Annotated in this window: 15 protein-coding genes, 1 tRNA gene and 1 rRNA gene; 7 read left to right on the top strand and 10 right to left on the bottom strand. The window is 60.9% G+C overall.

Features of this window, described 5'->3' with window-relative positions; genetic code table 11:
* Positions 1 to 116 precede the first annotated feature (116 nt).
* From purN to purL, 7 genes are all read right to left on the bottom strand, one after another.
* Positions 117 to 830, bottom strand: a complete 714-nt coding sequence (gene purN / locus BGC09_RS13775; RefSeq protein WP_141727782.1) for a phosphoribosylglycinamide formyltransferase — start codon at positions 828 to 830, stop codon at positions 117 to 119.
* Positions 811 to 1,308, bottom strand: coding sequence for an AIR carboxylase family protein (locus BGC09_RS13770; protein ID WP_069804568.1), 498 nt, complete (start codon positions 1,306 to 1,308; stop codon positions 811 to 813). The genes purN and BGC09_RS13770 overlap by 20 nt, the downstream gene beginning before the upstream one ends.
* Positions 1,309 to 1,400: 92 nt before the next feature.
* Positions 1,401 to 2,681, bottom strand: coding sequence for a phosphoribosylamine--glycine ligase (purD, locus tag BGC09_RS13765; RefSeq protein ID WP_069804567.1), 1,281 nt, complete (start codon positions 2,679 to 2,681; stop codon positions 1,401 to 1,403).
* 149 nt (positions 2,682 to 2,830) lie between these two features.
* Complete coding sequence (gene purF, locus BGC09_RS13760; RefSeq protein ID WP_069804566.1) at positions 2,831 to 4,387, bottom strand: amidophosphoribosyltransferase; 1,557 nt, start codon at positions 4,385 to 4,387, stop codon at positions 2,831 to 2,833.
* Positions 4,388 to 4,461: 74 nt separating this feature from the next.
* Positions 4,462 to 5,208 (bottom strand): phosphoribosylaminoimidazolesuccinocarboxamide synthase, encoded by a 747-nt coding sequence (locus BGC09_RS13755; protein WP_176728929.1) that lies wholly within the window; start codon positions 5,206 to 5,208, stop codon positions 4,462 to 4,464.
* 110 nt (positions 5,209 to 5,318) lie between these two features.
* Complete coding sequence (gene purM, locus BGC09_RS22240; protein WP_084658806.1) at positions 5,319 to 7,325, bottom strand: phosphoribosylformylglycinamidine cyclo-ligase; 2,007 nt, start codon at positions 7,323 to 7,325, stop codon at positions 5,319 to 5,321.
* Positions 7,322 to 10,369: a phosphoribosylformylglycinamidine synthase subunit PurL gene (purL, locus tag BGC09_RS13745; RefSeq protein ID WP_218104049.1), complete on the bottom strand. Its 3,048-nt coding sequence runs from the start codon at positions 10,367 to 10,369 to the stop codon at positions 7,322 to 7,324. The genes purM and purL overlap by 4 nt, the downstream gene beginning before the upstream one ends.
* A gap of 316 nt (positions 10,370 to 10,685) precedes the next feature.
* Here purL and BGC09_RS13740 point away from each other — a divergent pair, with 316 nt between their 5' ends.
* Positions 10,686 to 11,600: a class I SAM-dependent methyltransferase gene (locus tag BGC09_RS13740; protein WP_069804564.1), complete on the top strand. Its 915-nt coding sequence runs from the start codon at positions 10,686 to 10,688 to the stop codon at positions 11,598 to 11,600.
* A gap of 53 nt (positions 11,601 to 11,653) precedes the next feature.
* On the opposite strand, the gene BGC09_RS13735 is transcribed toward BGC09_RS13740, so the two are convergent.
* On the bottom strand, positions 11,654 to 12,802 hold the full coding sequence (locus tag BGC09_RS13735; RefSeq protein WP_084658803.1) for a LacI family DNA-binding transcriptional regulator: 1,149 nt from the start codon (positions 12,800 to 12,802) through the stop codon (positions 11,654 to 11,656).
* 265 nt (positions 12,803 to 13,067) lie between these two features.
* Between BGC09_RS13735 and BGC09_RS13730 the strand changes: the two genes are divergently transcribed.
* Positions 13,068 to 16,586 carry a DNA polymerase III subunit alpha gene (locus BGC09_RS13730; protein ID WP_069804562.1) on the top strand — a complete coding sequence of 1,173 codons (3,519 nt, stop codon included), beginning with the start codon at positions 13,068 to 13,070 and terminating at the stop codon, positions 16,584 to 16,586.
* Positions 16,587 to 16,706: 120 nt separating this feature from the next.
* Positions 16,707 to 16,780 (top strand) — tRNA-Pro (locus BGC09_RS13725).
* Between the two features lie 365 nt (positions 16,781 to 17,145).
* Here the strand turns inward: BGC09_RS13725 and BGC09_RS13720 are convergent.
* Both BGC09_RS13720 and BGC09_RS13715 read right to left on the bottom strand, forming a co-directional pair.
* Positions 17,146 to 17,697, bottom strand: a complete 552-nt coding sequence (locus tag BGC09_RS13720; protein WP_069804561.1) for an anti-sigma factor family protein — start codon at positions 17,695 to 17,697, stop codon at positions 17,146 to 17,148.
* On the bottom strand, positions 17,684 to 18,361 hold the full coding sequence (locus BGC09_RS13715) for an RNA polymerase sigma factor (RefSeq protein ID WP_084658801.1): 678 nt from the start codon (positions 18,359 to 18,361) through the stop codon (positions 17,684 to 17,686). The genes BGC09_RS13720 and BGC09_RS13715 overlap by 14 nt, the downstream gene beginning before the upstream one ends.
* Before the next feature lie 137 nt (positions 18,362 to 18,498).
* Between BGC09_RS13715 and BGC09_RS13710 the strand changes: the two genes are divergently transcribed.
* The 4 genes from BGC09_RS13710 to BGC09_RS13695 form a co-directional block, all read left to right on the top strand.
* A complete protein-coding gene (locus tag BGC09_RS13710; protein WP_069804560.1) occupies positions 18,499 to 18,936 on the top strand; it encodes a DUF6249 domain-containing protein in 438 nt (145 codons plus the stop codon).
* Between the two features lie 108 nt (positions 18,937 to 19,044).
* Positions 19,045 to 19,536 (top strand): beta-class carbonic anhydrase, encoded by a 492-nt coding sequence (locus BGC09_RS13705; protein ID WP_069804559.1) that lies wholly within the window; start codon positions 19,045 to 19,047, stop codon positions 19,534 to 19,536.
* A gap of 80 nt (positions 19,537 to 19,616) precedes the next feature.
* Complete coding sequence (locus tag BGC09_RS13700) at positions 19,617 to 19,841, top strand: hypothetical protein (protein ID WP_069804558.1); 225 nt, start codon at positions 19,617 to 19,619, stop codon at positions 19,839 to 19,841.
* Positions 19,842 to 20,255: 414 nt separating this feature from the next.
* Positions 20,256 to 20,383: ribosomal RNA gene (locus BGC09_RS13695) — 16S ribosomal RNA — on the top strand; the annotation flags it as partial.

Below are 20,383 nucleotides of genomic sequence, written 5' to 3'. Positions count from 1 at the left end.
TGCAGGAGATAAGGCTGTACCCGATGATATGAGAAGGAGCAGCGCGTACCGCCGCTGCTCCTTCTCGGCAGATTCTTTCCAGAGGCGAATAAGTTCTTTGGCGGCTGGGGCTTAAGCTAGCGCTGAGGGAGCAGCTCGCGTGCGCGCCAGCGCTCGATGGCCTCGATGACCAGCGAGTGCTCGACCGCCTTGACGCGCTCGTGCAGCGTCTCCTCGCTGTCGCCTTCCTGAATGGGGACCTCGGCCCGGCAGAGCACCGGCCCGGCATCGACCGCCGGCGTCACATAGTGCACAGTGCTCCCCGTGACCTTGACGCCGGCCTCCAGGGCCTGGCGGATAGCGTGCAGGCCCCGAAAAGCCGGGATATGGCTGCCGTCGCTGGCGATGTAGACGTCGGCGCTGGGATCATCGGGCAAAAGCGCCGGATGGAGATTGATCACCCGCCGCGGAAAGCGGGCCAGAAAGTCTGCGCTCAGGATGCGCATCCAGCCCGCCAGCACGACCAGATCGACGCGGAACAGCTCCAGCAAGGCCGCAAGGCGCTGCTCGCTCTCCTCACGCCCACGCCACGGCAGATAGATCGCCGGCAGGTGATGCTTGAGGGCGCGCTGTAGACCCAGCGCTCCAGCTACATTGCTCACGACCAGGGCAATCTCAGCCGCTCGCAGCCGCCCATTCTCGCAGGCATCGATGATGGCCTGGAGATTGGTCCCGCTGCCGGAGATGAGCACCCCCAGGCGCAGGTGAGGCAACGTCTGGGCTTCCCCGCTTGCTGCGGCCTCGCGGCTGTCACGCACGTTCACCTCAGCGCTAGGCACTGGCTCCACCATGACCGCGCACCTCTGCATCGGCGCGCTCCAGCTCGGCAGCAAAGCGCTCGCGATAGGTTGCCAGACGCTGGGCCAGCTCCTGATCAAAGAGCGCCAGCATCTTGGCAGCTAGCAAGGCCGCGCCATCCGGCTCCAGAATCGTCGGCGAGGCGATGCCCGACGGCAAGCGCAACGACGACAGGACATCCATCCCCGCGAAGCGATCGCTATAGGGCGGGCAGGCAATCACTGGAAAACGGGTGTTGGCATCGACCACGGCAGACAGGGCGTTGGAGCGCCCGGCAATGGTAATATAGACAATGGGGTCGCTGCTTCCCTCGTAGCTCTCCAAGATCTCCAGCAGGCGGCGAGTAGCCTTGTGAGCTGAACAGACGCGCAGCTCATAAGGAAGGTTCAGCTCCTGCAACGTCTTGACAATGCTCTCCGCATGGCCATGATCGCCTTTGCTCCCCATGATGATCACAACTTTCGCTGCCATAATGACCGGATAATCTCCTTTTCTACTGAGAGAGTCAAATCAGGCAAGAAGACCTTCAGAAGCCGTATCTGTGAGCCAGGCGCGCGCTGGTCTCAGCCAGTCTGGGACTGCAGCGCGCGCAGGCCGCGTTTGGCGATATCGCGGCGGTAGTGCATGCCTTCGAAGTGGATCAGGCGGGCCGCTTCGTACGCACGCTCCACCGCCTCTGCAAGCGTAGTGCCGTAGGCGGCCACGCTCAGAACGCGCCCACCCGCCGTCACCAGCTTGCCATCGTGCAGAGCGGTGCCGGCATGGAAGACCTGCACCTGCTCCAGTCGTCTCGCTTCAGCCAGGCCCTCAATGGGCAGACCCGTGCGGTAGCTCCCGGGATAGCCACCCGAAGCCAGGGTCAAGCTGACCGCGTAGCCTGGATGCCACAGCGAGGCGCTCGCCAGGCGCTCAGGCGCTTGCAGCAGATCGAGCAGGTCGGCTGCCAGCAAGAGCATCATGGCCTGCGTCTCGGGGTCGCCGAAGCGTGTATTATGCTCCAGCACCATCGGTCCGCGCTCGGTCAGCATAATATTCGAATAGAGGACACCCGAGAAGGCGATGCCACGCTCCTGCAGCGCACGCAGCGTCGCCGCGATAATGCGCTCGTGCACGACTCGCTCGGTCTCAGCGCTCACAAAGGGCAGCGGGGCATAGGCTCCCATGCCGCCCGTATTGAGGCCCTCATCGTTATCCAGGGCACGCTTATGATCCTGTGTCAGCACCAGCGGCACGAAGCTGGTCCCATTGCAGAGCGCCGTCGAACCGATCTCATCTCCCTGCAAATAGTCCTCGATGACCACCACCTCGCCAGCGCCGCCGAAGATCCGCTCGACCATCATCTGCCGCACCGCTGTCCGAGCGGTCTCCAGATCCAGAGCTACAATGGCCCCCTTGCCGGCAGCATTGCCATCGGCCTTGACAACCACAGGAGCGCCGTGCTCCTCCAGGTAAGCGAAAGCGGCGGCGGGATCACGAAAGGTTCGATGCTGCGCTGTAGGGATGCCCGCCGTCTCCATCAGCTCTTTGGCGAAGGCCTTGCTACCCTCCAGCATGGCGCCGGCCTGCGTCGGCCCAAAGATCGGCAGGCCCCGGGCCCGGAAGACGTCGACAAGACCTGCAATTAAGGGCGCCTCGGGACCAACCACCGTCAGCTCGATCGCCTGCCGCTCGGCAAAATCGGCCAGGCGCTCCAGCTCGTTCAAGCCAATAGGCACGCACTCCGCCAGCGCGGCCATGCCGGGATTCCCTGGAGCGGCCCAGAGCTGCGAGACACGTCGGCTCTGCGCCAGCTTCCAAAGTAGCGCATGCTCGCGTGCGCCCGAACCAATTACCAGTACACGCATAATCGCTAGCTCCTCCTTATACCCCTCTTCACTCCTCACACCTGACTCTGCGGAGTCTCGCCTCAAGCACTGAATGATCAGCTCGCATCAGCTCGCACTCTTACTCATCCTTTCCTTTGATCGATCGGACGCTTGCCTGCCGACTGGCCTCACGAGGGCGAGGGCTGGCGCATGAGCGGCAGAGGGGACGACTCGTCGGCGGCCACGACGGGATCAAAGGGCCAGCCCTGACGACGCATGCAGCCGTAGCAAAACTCGCGATGCAGCAGCTCTTCATAGAAGGCGGTCATTTCGCTCTCCTCAACTGGCTCCGCGTCGCGCTCTCCCGGCTGTGTCGCTGCCGGGGCCGTTCGCCCGCTCACGCGGCGGACCGAAGCAATGGCGCGCCCCAGACCGGCGATACTGAGGTAACCCAGGCTGTCAACGCCGATATAATCAGCCACCTCCTGAATGCTGCGACCAGCCGCAACCAGCTCGCTCTCGTGAGGGATATCAATGCCGAAGTAGCAGGGATGCCGCAGCGGCGGCGCACTTGACCGCAGATGGATCTCACGCACTCCCTGATGGCGCAGGGCCGCCACTAGGCGCTTCATCGTGTTGCCGCGCACAATCGAATCGTCGACAATCACCAGGCGCTGACCCTCCACCTTGGGACGGACAAAGTTGAATTTGAGATCGACCTCCATCTGGCGCAGGCGCTGGTCGGGCTTAATAAAGGTGCGGTCGCTATAGCGATTCTTAATAATCGCCTGGCCGTAGGGAATACCCGAAGCGGCAGCATAGCCAAGCGCTGCCGGAATCGACGAATCGGGAACCGGCACCACCAGATCAGCCTCGACCGGGTGCTCGCGGGCCAGCTCGCGGCCCAGGGCCTCGCGCACCAGGTAGACGTAGCGGTCATTGACGTAGCTGGTGGCGTCCGAAAAATAGATATACTCGAAGACGCAGAGCGTCTGGCGCGGGGCCTGGAGCAGAATCTCGGAGTGCAGGCCCTGCTCATCGATCGTGATCAGCTCGCCTGGCTCGACGTTGCGCACAAAGGTGGCCCCAATGCGATCGAAAGCGCAGGACTCCGAGGCAGCGATCCAGATGTCGCCGATACGTCCCAGGCACAGCGGACGCATGCCCCAGGGATCGCGCACCGCATAGAGCTTACCCTCAGCCAGGATCACCAGACTGTAAGCACCCTTCAACAGAGGAAAAGCTGTCAGCATGCGCTCACGCAGCGTCGAACCCTCCGTCAGCAAGAGCAAGAGAGCGATGGCCTCACTGTCCGTTGTCGAAGAGAGCAGATGCTGTGGCAGGCGCGCGCGCAGGGCCGGGCCATTGACCAGGTTGCCATTGTGGGCCACCGCAATCGCCCCAGGGTGGGCGCCATCCGGGTCCTCGCCATTCTCGCCAACCACGAACGGGCCTGCGTTCTCTACGCAGCTAGAGCCGGTGGTAGAATAGCGCACGTGACCAATGCCGCAGTGCGTGGCTGGCAGGCCCTGACCCATATCCGTAAAGACCTCGCGCACCTTGCCCATGCCCACGCGATGGGCGATGCGGCCCCGCCGATCGTAGACCGCCATGCCCGCGCTCTCCTGGCCGCGGTGCTGCAAAGCCGTCAGTGCCAATGTCAGATACTGACGCACATCGATACTCTCATCTCCCGGCCTGGCATAGATCCCAACAATACCGCAGGCATCGCGCAGTCGCTCCATGGCTTTCTTCCTGCATCTCCTTCAAGACGCTGCGGGCGGTGCAGAACGTCTACTGCACCGCCCTACAGCGTCGATCAAATGCGCAGTTTCCCAGTCAAATCGGCCACCAGGGCATAGCGATCGGCGATTCCCTGCAGATCCTGCTCGGTGACCTCCTTAAGATTGCGGTAGACCTGCTTGTCGAGCATGCGATTCTTATCGCCGCCAGGCCAGAGTCGCCAGCTATCGTTGTCGATCACGTCGGCGACCAGCAACTTCCCCTCGCTGTCGCGCCCGAACTCGATCTTCAGATCGACCAGGGTCACATCCACGCTCGCCCAGGCTCGTTCAAGGGTCTCGAAGACGCGGCGCCCCTGCTCGGCCATCCAGGCGATTTCCTCAGCAGTGGCCAGACCCATCTTGATGATATCCTCGTCCCAGATCTGAGGATCGTGGCGGGCGTCGTCCTTCAGGAAGGTCTCGATGACCAGGGGATCAAAGCGTGTTCCCTCGCTGATCTCGGGATGACGCTTCAGATAGGAGCCGGTGGCGATGCGGCGCTGCACATGCTCGATGGGTACCATCTGGCAGCGCTTCACCAGCAGGGTGGTATCGTTGATCTGGCGCACGAAGTGGGTAGGGATGCCCTCCGCGTTCAGCAGACGGAAGACATTGGCTGTAGTGATGGTACTCCAGCGCCCCTTGCCCGTCAGCTCGTCGCGGCGCGCCCCATCGCCCGCCGTGATCTGATCTTTGCTGACCATATAGACCAGATTCGAGTCCTCGGGGTGGGCATAGATCCGCTTGGTCTTGCCCTCAGCCAGCAGAGGCCCGAAAGTCACCTGCTCCTCATGCTCTGTACTCATACTAGTACCTGCTCCTTTCCTTCTCTATCTTGTGCTCTTGATGCTAGCACTAGCTGAATCTTCCCGAGCGGGTGAACGTCTTGCTCTCAGGAAGGCACCTCTCCGGTCAGAACAACCCCCTCGCCCTCACGAATTGTGCCGATTGGCACCAGCTCGGGCACCAGGCGCAGGGCCTGGTCCGCCTGGTCCTCGGCGACCACCAGCACCATGCCGATGCCCATATTGAAGGTACGGTACATCTCGGCATCGTTGATCTGGCCCAGGCGAGCGATCAGCGTAAAGAGGGGGGGGACTGTCCAGGCCGTGGTCTCGATGACCGCCTGTGTGCCCGGGGGCAGAATGCGTACGACATTGCCCTGGAAACCGCCGCCAGTAATATGCGCCAGGCCCTTCAGGGCTGGGCCCAGCCCGGCGCGCAGGCGCATAATCTCCGGCAGATAGCAGCGGTGGGGACGCAGCAGAGCCTCGCCCAGTGGCTCCCCCAGCTCAGGAAAGACTGTTTCCAGGGGATAAGCGGCAAAGACGCGCCGCGCCAGCGAATAGCCATTCGTGTGCAGGCCGCTGGAAGGCAGTCCGAGCAGGAGGTCGCCGGCGCGAATTGTCGCCGGATCGATGCGCTCCGTCGCCTCGACCACCCCGACCAGTGTCCCGGCCAGATCAAAGCTACCGGGCACATACATATCGGGCATCTCGGCAGTCTCGCCTCCCAGCAGGGCGCAATCGACCTCTTGACAGGCCCGGGCCACGCTCGCCACAATTGTCGCCGCCTGCTCAGGATCAAGCCGGCCCGTAGCCAGATAGTCCATGAAGAAAAGTGGCTTTGCTCCCTGGGTCAGCAAATCGTTGACGCAGTGGTTGACCAAATCGTAGCCAATCGTCGAAAAGCGGTCCATCTGGACCGCCAGTAAGGTTTTCGTGCCCACGCCATCAGTGGTAGCCACAAGCACCGGCTCGCGCATCTCCTGAAGGATTTCGGCCCGGAAGGCAGCCGCAAAGGCGCCCACACCAGCCAACACCGCCGAACCGTGAGTCGCGCGAACCGCGGCCTTCATCAGCTCAACAGCATGTTCACCCGCCTCAATATTCACCCCACTTGTCGCATACGAGAGCGAGGCCGGCTCATCTCTCGTCACCGCTAGCGCGACTGTTCGCTCCCGCAGATCGCTCGTTGCCACCGCCGCCGGGGCAGCAGGCGTACGCAGGTCCCCGGCCCCAGGCAGCCCATGGCTCTGGTTCTCTCTCTCTCCATCCAGGCCAGGCGTCCAAAGGCGCCGCTTACTGCTCTCATCAGCACCTGGGCCACCTTCGACAGGGGGTACTGGCGGTTCCAGGCCCAGCAGCTGACAGACGTAGGCAAAGGCATTCTGGAACAGCAAGAGACCATCAGCCGGGCCACGCTGCTGTGGGTGCTGCAACGCGCGCACGTAGCGCTCGGGATGGGGCATCAGGCCCAAGACATTGCCAGCCGGATTGCAGACGCCGGCCACATTCGCCAGGGAGCCATTGGGATTGGCCGGATAGCCATCGCCGTCGTAGAGGAGCGCAATCTGCTCGTGCTGGCGCAGCTCCTCTAACTGCTCTGCACTGGCCACGACAAAGCGGCCCTCGCCATGCGCCACCGGCAGCTCCAGCGGACGGTAAATGCCGCGCGTAAAGATACAGCGGCTGCTCTCAGTTACCAGCGAGATCCAGCGGCATTCAAAGCGTCCCGAGCTATTGAAGGTCAGGCTGGCCGTCTGCTGGAAATTGCCCCAATCGGTGTGTGGCAGCAAGCCGGCGCGGACCAGCACCTGAAACCCGTTGCAGATGCCCAGCAGCGGGCGGCCCTCCTCCACGAAACGCTGCAACTGCCGTCCCAGATGCACCGTCAGATTCTTCGCCAGGAGTGTGCCAGCTCCCAGGTCATCGCCATACGAGAAGCCTCCTGGCAGGACCAGGAAATGGTAGCTCAGCAGGTGCTCTGGCTCCCGCAGCAGGGCATTGATATGAACCAGCTCCGTCTCGAAGCCTGCCAGACGACAGGCATAAGCGGTCTCGCGTTCGCAGTTAATGCCCGGTGCCCGCAGCACCAAAGCGCGCGGTCCAATGCTCATGGCAGCTCCCCCTTCCAGGCGGCCTGCAGCTCAGCAATCGAAAGGTCGATCAGCGTCGCCGTCCCCTGCTTGATCACAAAGCGCCCACTGGCCGTCACATGGCCAAGCGCCGCCAGGGGCGCCACCCCACGAGCGCGCATATGGGACTCAAAAGCCTCGCGCTGGCCGGGGGCCACCTCAACCAGGAAGCGCGACGGGCTTTCACTGAAGAGCAGAACCGTGGGGCGAAAGCCCTCAGCCATTCCCTCCAGGCCAGCCGTCGGCTGACGCGCCAGATCGAGGCTCACGCCGAGCAAGCCAGCCAGGGCCATCTCCGCCGCCGCTACAGCCAGTCCCCCTTCCGAAAGATCATGGCAGGACTGCACCAGGCCGTGGCGAATCGCCTCCCCAAGTGCCTTCATCGTCCTTCGCGCCTGCTCAAGCTCCACCTGCGGCAGGGCCGTTGTCGGCAACAGCTCCGCACCCACCATCTCGGCATAATGGGAAGCCGCCAACTCGTTGCGCGTCAGGCCCACCACATAAAGCAGATTACCCGCTGCCTTCAGTGCCATATCGACCGTGTGGGCAGCGTCTTCAATCACCCCCAACGCCGAGATCAGCAGCGTTGGAATCACCGGCAGACGGCGCTCGCCAAAGCGATACTCGTTATTCAGGCTATCCTTGCCCGAAATGAAAGGCGTACCAAAGCCCAAAGCGGCGTCATAGCAGCCACGCACCGCCCGCACCAGCATCCCCAGCTGCTCAGGATCGGCAGGATTGCCCCAGCAAAAATTATCCAGCAGGGCCGTCCGCTCAATGTCGCCGCCCAGGGCCGTCAGATTGCGCAGTGCCTCATCCACCGCATTGAGGGCCATGTGATAAGGATCGATCTTGCCGTAGAGCGGATTAAGACCATTCGTCAGCACCACCGCGGCGCGCGGCAACGTCAGATCCTCCAGCAGTGGCTGCAAGACCGCCCCATCGCCGGGACCATTGCCGGCGCGTCCCACCAGTGGCTTGCGCACGGTGGCTCCCTGCACCTCATGGTCGTAGCGCCGCACAACTCCCTCTTTCGAGCCAATCGTCGGGTGGCGCAGCAGCGTCAACAGAGCATCAGCCGCATCGGGCAAAGCCTCCGGAGAGGCTGTCGCCGATCCGACTGTCAGCGGGCGCTGTTGCCAAACAGCTTCCAGAGCGCGCTGAGGACGGCCCTCGTGCAAGAAAGCCATCTCCAGGTCGGCCACCACCTCCTCTCCCCAGGTTACCGTCAGCCGTCCATCGGCAGTAAACTCGCCCAGGACTGTGGCCTCCACCTCCTCCAGCGCGCACAACGCCAGCAGCTCATCGAGGCAGGCCGGCGGCACAGCCAGCACCATGCGCTCCTGCGCCTCCGAGAGCCAGATCTCCCAGGGGGCCAGCCCCTGATACTTCAGCGGCGCCTGCGCCAGGTCCACTCGCACCCCCGTCTCAGCCCCCATCTCACCGATCGCTGACGAGAAGCCGCCCGCACCACAATCGGTGATAGCATGATAGAGACGGCGCTCACGGGCCTGCAGAACCACATCGGCCACCTTCTTCTCCGTAATCGGCGCCCCGATCTGCACCGCGCTGCCGGCCACTGCCTGCGTCTCGCTACTCATCTCGCCGGACGAGAACGTCGCCCCGTGGATTCCATCGCGCCCTGTACGACCACCGAGGACCACCACCAGATCGCCCGGCTCCACGCGCCGGGGATGACTCCCGTGAGGCAGCAGGCCGAGACAGCCACAGAAGACCAGCGGATTGCACAGATACTCGCGGTGGTAGAGCACAGCCCCATTGACCGTCGGAATGCCCATCTTATTGCCGTAGTCGCGCACCCCGTTCACCACGCCCGAAGCCACGCGCCGCGGCGCCAACACGCCCGGAGGCAGCGCTTCCACCGGCGTATCGGGCGGCCCAAAGCAGAGCACATCGGTACAGGCAATAGGGCGGGCCGAAACTCCCAGCACATCGCGGATCACCCCGCCGACCCCCGTATTGGCCCCGCCAAACGGTTCAATCGCTGACGGATGATTATGCGTCTCCACCTTAAAAGCCAGATCGTACCCATCCGTAAACTGCACCAGCCCGGCATTATCACTGAAAGCCGAGACCACCCAGGGACGAGCCAGCTCACTCGTTGCCCGCATAATGAAAGAGCGCAGCAGGCCGGGGATCGTCTCCTCCAGCGCGACCTCCCCGGCGGGTGTCAGCTCGCGGTAAGCCACCGTGGCCTTAAACGTCTTATGAGAACAATGCTCTGACCAGGTCTGAGCCAGCGTCTCCAGCTCCACATCGGTCGGCTCGCGCCCTTGCCGGCGGAAATACTCCTGAATCGCCTGCATCTCCTCGGTCGTCAGCGCCAACATTCTCTGTCTACTTAAATTGCTCAGCTCTTCAACGTTCATTTCAGAGAGGGCCAGGCGAGCGACATGGGGGGAAGAGGAAGGAGAAGGAGCAGGATCAGTCAACGAAACGCGAGAAGCTGAGCGTCCAGGGCTGCCGGTTGCTCGCTCGCCTTCTGCCGGCAGCAAGCGGTAGAACTGAATGACCGGGTTATAGAGCAAGGCCTCAGCAATAGCACGTACCTCCTGCCGACTCAGGCGCTCATCCAGAAAATAACGCCGGCCCGTCGAAACTCGTTCCAGGCCGGCGATTCCCAGCAATGAGGCGGCAAGTAAGACGCTCTCCGCCAGGGTATCAGTGACACCTGGAAGAAAAAATACGTCTATGATATGGCCAGTAGCACCAGAGGAAGAGCGCGCAGCAGAAGGCAGCAAAGAGAAGGTCTGAGTGACAGGATCGGCCAGCAGCTCGCGGGCGAGGCGTAGCATCTCTTCAGGCGAGCAGGCTCCACTAAGAGAATAAAGCTGAGCAGTGCGGAGAAAAAGGGGGGGATGGCTCTCGGAGAGAGCAACCAGCGCGGGCAGCCTGGCGCGCGAAAGATAGGACAGCTCGCGGGCGAGCTGTTGGGCGGGAATGTCATACTGCGGCGAGGTTGCCCGTACCTCAATATGGTAGTCAGTCACAGTGCTTCTACCCACACTTCGTCCTGTCCAAAGGACAGATTGCTGTTTCCATTGAATGGAACAGCCTCATTGTAGCACTTTCGGGTAATCTCTGGCAAGGCCGGGGGAGGGTAGCCTGCTATGCTTTCTACAGAACAGAATCGGTATAGTTTCGGTGACCGATAACTACCATCTTGCAGTACAATATCTTGATGCAAAATAGCCTTTCAGCCTATACTACAATGCAGTAAAACTCTGCTTTAGAGAAAAAACTATTTTCTCGCGAACTCGGGGCAGATATCCATCTTACCCCGTAGGACTGGCGTTTGAGGTGAATGAAGGAGTGCATTTCATGGTGGCTTCCCAGAACCACATCCTGAGAGACTGCGGCTACGTACTGGATGCGGAGAACGCAGCGGAGACGGCGCGTCTCATGTTGCGGGACAGGCTAGTCAACGAGGCGATGGGGGGAGTTCTGCCGGAAGGAGTCGAGGGCCTGCGATTAGAAAGCATCCTGGACCTGGCGTGTGGACCTGGGGGCTGGGTACTGGAGACGGCCCAGGGCTATCCGTGGGCGAAGGTCACGGGCATAGACATCAGTGAGACCCTCGTCCAATATGCGCGAGCCCAGGCGCAGGTGCAGGGACTAAGCAACGCGCGTTTTGAGGTTATGGATCTCTTGGAGCCATTGCCGTTGCCCGACGACCATTTTGACCTGATCAATGCCCGCGACCTGACGGGTCTCCTTACGCCTGCCACCTGGCCACGAGTCTTGCATGAAGCCTGGCGTATCTGCCGGCCTGGGGGCATCCTGCGGCTCACCGAATTTGAGCGACCAATCAGCAATGGCGCGGCCTTTATGCAGCTTCAGGAGCTGACCCGGCGGGCCTTTCAGCGTACGGGGCGCAGTTTCCCGCCACCCAGCCATCATCTCGGCATCCTGCCGCGGCTGGCCGCCCTCCTGCGCGAAGCGGGCTGTGGTCAGATCCAGCAGCGGGCCTATGTTCTGGACTTCTCTGCTGGCAGCGAAGCCCATGAAGCCCTCTCGCGCGGCTACGAAGTCGAGCTATGGCTGAGCCGGCCCTTTCTCCTGGACGCGGGGGTCACCACGCCGGCTGAATTTGACGCCCTGTATCGCCGCGCCATTCTAGAAATGTTGGACGAAGACTTCGCCGGTCTCTGTTACATCCTGACCGCCTGGGGCAAGAAGGTCTGCCCTGATCCTGACTTTAGCGAGAGAGGGGCAGCATCATCCTGGCCCGATTGATCTCGCTGCTGCACCCGCCGGCAGCGAGATCGCCACGACAGATCTGTCTTGGACTACAAGCGGGCGTAGCAAGGAGGGGGAGCCGTTGTCGCTCGCACCACCAGCGTTGTTGCCAGACGGAGGCGCACCGGCTCCGCGCTCTCCAGCGTAGCGGTGGTCATTGCTGATTGCGACTGCGGGAGCGACGAGCCAGCAAAGTGCGCCAACAGCGGCGAAGCGCGTAGCAGAGCAACCCCAGGGCGGTCAGGGGTCTCTAAGAGCGACAGCAGCAGCTCTAGCGCGCAGCGGCCCATCTCCGCCAGGGGCTGGCGCACGGTAGTCAAAGGTGGGCGCATATGGCCAGACGAGGAGATATCATCGAAGCCAACCAGCGAGACATCTTCCGGGATGCGTAGGCCAAACTCCTCGGCGGCTCCCATGACACCATAAGCCATCAGATCGCTGGCGGCGAAGATGGCCGTTGGGCGGCTCCGCTCCGGCATAGCGAAGAACTGGCAGGCGCAGGCCCGGCCTCCAGGGGGCATAAAATCGCCCTGCAGGATCAGCGACGGTTCCAACGGAATATCATGGTCCTGGAGAGCCTCGCAATAGCCCTGGAAGCGCTCGCGCGAAACCTGATACTTGAGCGGTCCTTGAATATGAGCGATGCGCCGATGGCCCAGCTCAATCAGATGACGGGTCGCCGCATAAGCACCGGCGCGATTATCCGCTGTGATCCACGGAAGCTGCTCGGGCGGCAGTCCCTGATCATCGAGCAAGACCACAGGCAGGCCCTGCCGCTGCAGTGCAGGCAGGTAGCGTGCGGACTGACCCGGGAAAATCGCCAGCAATCCTGCGATCAGGCGATTCGCCAGAATGCGGTTAATGACGTCGCTGCGGTCGCGCTCGTGGTTGCTGCTCTTAATACTATAGAGCACCAGCTCATAGCTGGTCTCTTCAACAACCTCGGCAATGCCTCGCATGATGTCAGGGATCAGCGGCCAGGTGAGGGCCGGCACCAGAACCCCGATCAGGTGGCCCTTGCCGGCAGCCAGGCCCGAGGCGGTCACGCTCGGCACAAAATTATGTTCTTCCATAATGCGCAAGATGCGCTCGCGCGTCACCGGATCAACGTCCGGCTTGTGGTTGAGGACCCGCGAGACCGTGGCCTTGGAGACACCAGCCAGGCGGGCGATATCGCTGATCGTCATGCGCGTGCTCATGCTCCTGCCTCACTGCGTCTTGCATGCAACCTCTGCCATGCTGTCGCCTTCTAGACGTTACCGGTTACGATACCGGTATCGTAACCGGTTACAAGGTAAAGTGTAATAACGAACGCTTGCTGTGTCAAGGGGACAGGACCGTAGTCGGCAGGCAGCAGGTGGCGGGCGGGTGCAGGTCATAGGCCGATGGTCACATTGACAGGGCAGATAGCGCCTTCTATCCTGAAGTACTGGAAATTCTTTCGGCGGAGGCAAATATTCAGCCATGGCTCCCGACTTTGCCCATCTGCACGTCCATACGGAGTACTCCCTACTCGATGGCCTCAGCCGCATCAACGCCCTGGTCAAGCGCACAAAAGAGCTAGGCATGAAGCATCTGGCCATTACCGACCACGGCGTCATGTATGGGGCCATCGAGTTCTATAAAGCCTGCAAAAACGAAGGTATTCACCCTGTTATCGGTGTCGAAGCCTATTTGACTGAAGATCTTCATGATCGCACCAAGCGCTATAAAGAAGATTATAACCATTTATTGCTCCTGGCGAAGAATTATACGGGCTACCGCAACTTAATGAAGCTGACCACCATTGCCAACACCGAAGGGGTGCATCTCAACAAACCGCGCATCGACCGTCGCTGTCTGGAGCAATACGGTGAGGGTCTGATCGCCACCTCCTCCTGTCTGGGGGGCGAGATCCCGCAGCTTCTCATCCATGACAAGATTGACGAGGCGCGCAAAGTCATTCGCTGGTATCAAGATGTCTTTGGTCCAGAGAACTTTTATTTCGAAATCCAGGAGCACTCTGGCTATCCCGAGCAAGAGATCGTCAATAAGCGCCTCTACGAGCTTCATCGCGAGCTAGGCGTACCTCTGATTGCCACCAACGACCTGCACTATGTCAATGCCGAGGATGCTCACACCCATGAGGTGCTTCTCTGCGTCCAGACTCAGAGCCAGCTGAGCGATCCGCGGCGCTTCAAATTCGAGAGCCACGAATTCTACTTACGCAGTCCCGAGGAGATGCTGCAGCTCTTTCCTGATCTGCCGGAAGCGCTGCTGAACACGGTGCGTCTTGCCGAATCCTGCGAGGTTGATCCTCTGGCGTACAAAGCCTCGCTGCCGGCCTATGCCATTCCCCCCGAATTCCCCTCTCAGGAAGCCTATCTCTATCATCTCTGTCTGCAAGGTGTCAAGGAGCGCTTCGGCGAGATGACCGAGCGCATCAAGCAGCAGCTTGACTACGAGTTCAACCTGATTGTCCAGAAAGGCTTTGTTCCTTATTTCCTCATCGAGTGGGACTTCGTGAACTACGCGCGCCAGCACGGCATCCGTTGCTCGGCGCGTGGCTCGGCGGCGGGCAGCCTGCTGGCCTACGTGCTCGGCATCACGAACGTAGATCCACTGCGCTACCAGTTGCTCTTTGAGCGCTTCCTCAATCCCGAGCGCTCGGACATGCCTGATATCGATATGGACTTTCCCGATGACCGGCGTGCTGAGGTCATCGACTACGTAGCGCGCAAGTACGGGCAGGAGTGTGTCGCTCAGATGGTCACCTTCATGACGATGGCCGCCAAAAACTCGGTGCGCGACGTTGCGCGTGTCATGGGGCAGCAGGAGTTAGGTGATCGCATTGCCCGTCTGATCCCGGCAGGTCCCAAGGTCACACTGCGCAGCGCTGTTGACGGCGTCCGTGAGCTGCACGCCCTCTATGACCAGAGTCCCACGGCACATGAGCTGCTCGATCAGGCGATGGCCCTTGAAGGGTCGGTTCGCGGCACCGGTGTCCACGCTGCTGGCGTCATCATTGCCAACGAGCCGCTGGAGCACTTCGTGCCCTTGCAGGCCATTAACCCGAAAGATCCCTCGCAGGGTTGGAAGACTCAGTACGAGCAGGTTCACCTGGAAGAGCTGGGCCTGATCAAATTCGACTTCCTGGGCCTCTCCAACCTGACCATTCTGGACAACACCCTCAAGTTCATCAAGCAGTCGCGCGGTGAGGAGGTGATCCTGGAGCAGCTGCCGCTTGATCCTCTGCCCGAGATCGACGAGCGCAGTCGTGAGCTGAACGAGAAGCGCGCCCGCGCCTTCGCCCTACTGGCTGAAGGAGAGACCACAGGCATCTTCCAGCTTGAGGGTGCCAAGATGCGCGAGTACATCAAGCAGCTCAAGCCGACCTGCATCGAAGACATCACCGCCATGGTGGCCCTCTATCGTCCCGGGCCGATGGATAGCATTCCCGACTTCATCGCCGCCAAGCATGGCAGGAAGCAGGTCAGCTACCTTGATCCACGCCTCAAAGAGTGGCTAGAAGAGTCCTATGGAGTCATCGTCTATCAGGACCAGGTGCTGCAGATTGCCGTCAACCTGGCTGGTTTCTCGTGGGGCAAGGTCAACAAGTTCCGCAAGGCTCTCAGCAAGAAGAAGATGGACGAAGTCGAGAGCTACAAGGGCGACTTCGTGGAGGGCTGTCTCAAAAACGGCATGAAGCGTGAAGTAGCCGAACAGCTCTTTGAGCTGATCCTGCCCTTTGGGGGCTACGGCTTCAACAAAGCGCACGCCGCCAGCTACGCAGTTGTGGCGTACTATACCGCCTACCTCAAGGCCAACTACCCCGCAGAATTCATGGCAGCCACCATGACCACGGAGGCGGCAGATGCCAAGAAAATCGCCAACGCCGTAGCCGAGTGCAAGCGCCTTGGCGTTCCCGTCTGGGGGCCGGACGTCAATGCCAGCCAAAAGGGCTTTACTGTCGAAAACGGCGGCGTCCGCTTTGGTCTATTGGCCATCAAAGGCATCGGCGAAGGCCCTATCGAAGAGATCCTCAAAGCCCGGGCTGAGGGTGGTCCCTTCCGCGACCTGGCCGACTTCTGCATCCGCGTCGACCCACGCACAGTGACCCGGGCCGTGATCGAAACGCTCATCAAAGCCGGAGCGATGGATAGCCTGGGCGATGGCAAACGCCATCAGCTCCTCGATGGCGTCGAGCGGGCCATGCAGATCGGCAAGAGCGAGCGCGCTGCCCGTGAAAAAGGGCTGGTCAGCCTCTTCGGCGAAAGCCTGAGCCTGGAGCAAAGTTTCGCCTTTCGCCTCAATCCTGAAACACCCGAAATCCCACGCAAGCAGCTGCTCAACTGGGAAAAGGAGCTACTGGGCGCCTATATTTCCCGCCATCCCCTGGCCTACATCAGCGATTTGCTGAGCAAGCGCACCACCCATACCACCAGCCAGCTCAGCGAAGAACTGGAGAACCAGGAAGTGACGCTCGGCGGCACCATTCTAGAGGCGCGGCGCATTACCACCAAGAAAGGCGAGACCATGTGCGTGGCGAAGCTGGAGGACCTGACAGGAACGGTCGAAGTAACGGTCTTCCCGCGTGTCTACGAGCGTACCGCAGATCGCTGGGTTGAAGAGGCGGTAGTCCTCATGCGTGGCAAGGTGCAGCTGCGTCGCGATGAGCCAACGCTGATCTGCGACGAAATCGAGCCGCTGCAGGCCGCCGAGGAGGAGCTGAATCGCCGCCGTCATCAGGTCTGCCTGCGCTTCCGCACCGGCGGCGAGAGCGAGCGCGCTGTCTCCGACGACCTCATCAAGTTGCAGGACCTCTACCGCTACATTCAGGAACGGCCCGGGCGCGACCGCTATGAGCTGATCATCGAAAACGGCCATTGGCGGGTACGCCTGCGTCCACGCGATAACACGATGCATTATTCGCCAGAGCTGCATGCAAAACTTGAGGAACTGCTCGGGCGCGAGGCCATTACGGTCCAGGCGCTTGACGCCTGATGCCTGACTTCCTGACCGGGCAGCTCAGCCAGCCTTGAGCAGGCAAGGAGGCCCTACCGGGCGAGCGGACCAGGGCTTGACAAAGGAAAAGCCATTCTGCTATACTGCAGTTGTCAATGGCGGGGCGTAGCGCAGCCCGGTAGCGCACCACAATGGGGTTGTGGTGGTCGGAGGTTCAAATCCTCTCGCCCCGACCTGGCGAGGCACTGGTTGAAAAACCAGTGCCTCTTTTTGTGTGTTGTGCTGCCAGGAGCTGACCCTCCGACAGGCGGCGCAAGCGCGATCCCAGTCAGAGTGCGGCATTCCTCGACCGACCAGCGCGCCACGCAGGAGGATCAGGGAGAGCGACCCACAGCGGCGGAAGCACGGCAGGAGCGGGAGTGGCTCAGGCCAGAGGGGCAGTGAGCGAGTGGCAGAAATCAGAGGCAGAGGGACATATTCCGCCAGAGCTGGGCGGACCAGGCGCGAGCGAGCTACCATCTGCACGGATCGAGGAAGGGAAAGAAGAGCGGGAGGGCAGGCAGCGTTTGGGTCTGTCCTGCCCAACTGAGCAACGAGCTCAGTGCAGGACAGGCAGGCGTTCCCAAACGGCGCGCAGCCAGCGTGAACGCAGCTCCTCTCCAGCTACCAGCAGCGTGATGCAGATGCCGATGAACGTGCCCATTACCCAGCAGACCAGCATCAGTGTCGTCGCATCCATCGATTGCAGTAGATGGGTGAAGGAGGCCAGGAGACCGATCAGCGGGCTACCCTCCAGCGGGAGCAAACGAAGAACAGCTGGCTGAGTCAGCAGGCTACCCAGGGAAGCGATTGTTGCCAACAATGCGGCGGCCAGCAGCTCGCCGGGAGAAGGGCGCAGCTGGGCAAAGATCGAGGCAGGCTGTTGCTGCGGGGTCAGAGCAACGCGCTCCATAATCCGCTGAGAGAGATCCTCTGGCTCAGGAACCAGCTGAAAACTCTCCAGATGGTGCACAACCTCCTCAAGCAGCTCCAGCTCAGCGCGGCAGTGTGAGCAACGCGCCAGATGGCTCTCCAGAGCCGGCAGGCGCTCGCCAGGCAAACGCCCATCGAGATAGAGCTGAAGCTGAGAGGCAGCCTCACTGCAGCGCATTCGTCACCTCCGCTTTCTGTGAATCCGCCTGGCGCTGGGCTTGTAGAGCCTGTAGGCGCTCCTTGAGCAGATTACGGGCTCGGAAGAGATGAGTTTTAATCGTACCGATCGGCATCATCAAAATCTCCGCCATCTCCTCATAGGTCATTTCCTGCAGGTGTCGCAGCACCAGAACAATGCGGTACTTTGTAGGTAACGCCTCCAGTTGTTCACGAACGAGAGCCAGGCGATCACGGGCTTCGAGAGTAGACTCGGCCTGACGTCTCTGGTCACCGGCTTCATCCAGGAGCTGCTGTTCCTGCATAGCGTTCTGGAGGGCCTTATCGCGTCTGCGCTGTTCGAGCTGGCGCAGGCAACAATTGTAGGCGATGCGATAGAGCCAGGTAGGGAAACGGGCCTCGCCGCGGAAGGTAGGCAGGCCCTGCCAGGCGGCCAGGAAGGCCTCCTGTGTGATCTCGCAAGCCTCCTCGTAGTCCTGCAGCATGCGCAGAATCATATTAAAGATGCGTCGCTGGTAGCGTTGGACGAGCAGAGCGAAAGCCTCGCGGTCTCCACGCTGGCTGGCTTTCACGAGCTGAGCGTCGTCCTGCTCCAGGCGAGCGCGGGCAGCGCTGGAGAGGGGAAGATTCAGGCTGCGAGCGGAATGCAGCAGATCCTCGTTCATAGGTTGTGCATCAAGCCTGGTACGACTGGAGAGCGAAGCTCGGCCAGGAACGAAACAAATTCGTAGTGCAGGACCCTTTCTCAACCGACTTATCTTATATATTATACACGCGAGGCAACAGTAACGAGGTCAGATGCATGTCATCGAACGTCCTGGCAGCCCTTTTGGGCTGGCTCCTGGCCCTGATAATCTTCTGTGGCTTTATCGTCCTGCTGCGCTATCTTGACCATCGAGAGCGCATGGCGCTGATTGCCCGCGGCCTGGATCTGGAGAACCTGCAGAGGCGCAATCGCAGCCGGCGAGCCTTACGGGCGGGACTCATCACCATGATGGTTGGGTTGGCCTTGACTTTTGGTCTCTATCCCCTGGGCTTCATGCTCCCTCCGACTCTGACTGCTGCCCCCTTTCACCTCGGTCCCTGGCTGCTACCGGGCCTGATCCCTCTGGGAGTGGGCGCAGCCCTGGTAGTCAGCTACTATCTCGAACAAGATGGGCAGCCACCCCGTGATCGCGGCGGACCACCCCCACCTCTCACGCCACCACTCACAACCGGCCCGGAGGAGCAGCCTCCCTGATCCTCCTTTTGGGCCTATCTCTTGACAGTCCTCTCTTGCCGGCCTATACTCAGAGCAAGTTCTTTTAGTAGATCAACTAAGTCAACAATAGCTGCGGCGGGAGGAGCCATGTCACTTATTGAGGAGCTGCTGGCGGCCAACGAACGTTACGCCTCCACCTTTCAGAAGGGGGAGCTACCGCTGCCGCCAGCCAGGAGGTTAGCGATTGTCACCTGTATGGATGCGCGAATTGATCCGGCGCGTATCCTGGGATTAGAGGAAGGTGACGCTCACGTCATTCGCAACGCTGGGGGACGCACGGCGGAGGCCCTGCGCTCACTCATCATTTCTCAACAGTTATTGGGGACCACAACTATCCTGGTGATTCACCACACCGACTGTGGCATGCTCACCTTCGAGAACGCTGATCTGCAACGACGCCTGCAAGAGCAATTCGGCGCAGACGCCTCTGGGATTGACTTCTTACCATTTAAAGATCTGGAGCAGTCGGTGCGCGATGACATCGCCCTGCTCCGCTCTTCTCCTTTTCTTCTAAAAGAAAGCGAGATTATTGGATTCGTTTACGATGTGCATAGCGGGCGACTCTTGCCCGTGCACTAGCAGGCCCGCTGTCTCTCCCGAGCGGCGGGCCTACCCTACCTACGGATAGAACGCTGAGGAGGAGGAAAAAACAGAGCGGTATGGAGCGCGATAGCCTGGTGCTGGGACCACTCGTCTTTCGAACCAGCCACGAGGGGTTGATCGTTGAAATCGCTGAGCGGCGCTATATCCTTGACAGTCAGCATAGTCAGCAATTGCATCAGTTTCTCCATAGCTATCAGTGTGAGCAACGACCGGTCAGGGAAAGCGAGGGACGGGAGCATCGTCTACCCCTCTGGGTCTACGCCATGCATGAGCTGGGATGAGAAAGAGGATCAGGCCCTCTCTCCTCTTGTTGTAGCGCGCTCGCTGCAGAGCTGCAATTGCCCACTCCTGGCCGACCGACCATCCTGATGAATATATGCCTGCCTTGGGTATGGTCCACTGGCCCAGCAGGGAAGACCTTCGGATTTTTTTCCAAATTCCTCGCCTCACCCCCTTGACAGCCGTGCCAAACAGTGCTATCATCTCCACTGCGCTCGGGAACGCAGAAACAAACACCAAACCTGCCCCGGGCGCTCGATGGATCACATGGCCATAGTGCCAGGTGTACCTGAACAACTGAAGAGTGATAAGGCTTTGAGTTGAGTGACGACCGGAAACCTGGGTATACAGGCAGCTAGCCTTTACCAGAATGCCATTGAGGGTCTCCAGAAGAGGAGACTTTCAGATAGATCTTCTGGATGGCGAGTTTGATCCTGGCTCAGGACGAACGCTGGCGGCGTGCCTAACACATGCAAGTCGAACGTCCTTTCCGCGAGGGGAGGGCGTGGCGGACGGGTGAGGAACACGTGGGTGACCTGCCCTA

This window comes from Thermogemmatispora onikobensis, from assembly GCF_001748285.1.
In the GTDB taxonomy this organism is placed as follows: Bacteria; Chloroflexota; Ktedonobacteria; order Ktedonobacterales; family Ktedonobacteraceae; genus Thermogemmatispora; species Thermogemmatispora onikobensis.
The sequence above is the reverse complement of the archived record's forward strand: the minus strand, read 5'-3'. Positions and strand labels throughout refer to the sequence as shown.

Excerpts from the sequence above, each read along its gene's own strand:
- purN (WP_141727782.1), bottom strand. The coding sequence starts at position 830 with ATGGTGGAGCCAGTGCCTAGCGCTGAGGTGAACGTGCGTGACAGCCGC.
- BGC09_RS13770 (WP_069804568.1), bottom strand. The coding sequence starts at position 1,308 with ATGGCAGCGAAAGTTGTGATCATCATGGGGAGCAAAGGCGATCATGGC.
- purD (WP_069804567.1), bottom strand. The coding sequence starts at position 2,681 with ATGCGTGTACTGGTAATTGGTTCGGGCGCACGCGAGCATGCGCTACTT.
- purF (WP_069804566.1), bottom strand. The coding sequence starts at position 4,387 with ATGGAGCGACTGCGCGATGCCTGCGGTATTGTTGGGATCTATGCCAGG.
- purM (WP_084658806.1), bottom strand. The coding sequence starts at position 7,325 with ATGAGCATTGGACCGCGCGCTTTGGTGCTGCGGGCACCGGGCATTAAC.
- BGC09_RS13740 (WP_069804564.1), top strand. The coding sequence starts at position 10,686 with ATGGTGGCTTCCCAGAACCACATCCTGAGAGACTGCGGCTACGTACTG.
- BGC09_RS13735 (WP_084658803.1), bottom strand. The coding sequence starts at position 12,802 with ATGAGCACGCGCATGACGATCAGCGATATCGCCCGCCTGGCTGGTGTC.
- BGC09_RS13730 (WP_069804562.1), top strand. The coding sequence starts at position 13,068 with ATGGCTCCCGACTTTGCCCATCTGCACGTCCATACGGAGTACTCCCTA.
- BGC09_RS13720 (WP_069804561.1), bottom strand. The coding sequence starts at position 17,697 with ATGCGCTGCAGTGAGGCTGCCTCTCAGCTTCAGCTCTATCTCGATGGG.
- BGC09_RS13715 (WP_084658801.1), bottom strand. The coding sequence starts at position 18,361 with ATGAACGAGGATCTGCTGCATTCCGCTCGCAGCCTGAATCTTCCCCTC.
- BGC09_RS13710 (WP_069804560.1), top strand. The coding sequence starts at position 18,499 with ATGTCATCGAACGTCCTGGCAGCCCTTTTGGGCTGGCTCCTGGCCCTG.
- BGC09_RS13705 (WP_069804559.1), top strand. The coding sequence starts at position 19,045 with ATGTCACTTATTGAGGAGCTGCTGGCGGCCAACGAACGTTACGCCTCC.
- BGC09_RS13700 (WP_069804558.1), top strand. The coding sequence starts at position 19,617 with ATGGAGCGCGATAGCCTGGTGCTGGGACCACTCGTCTTTCGAACCAGC.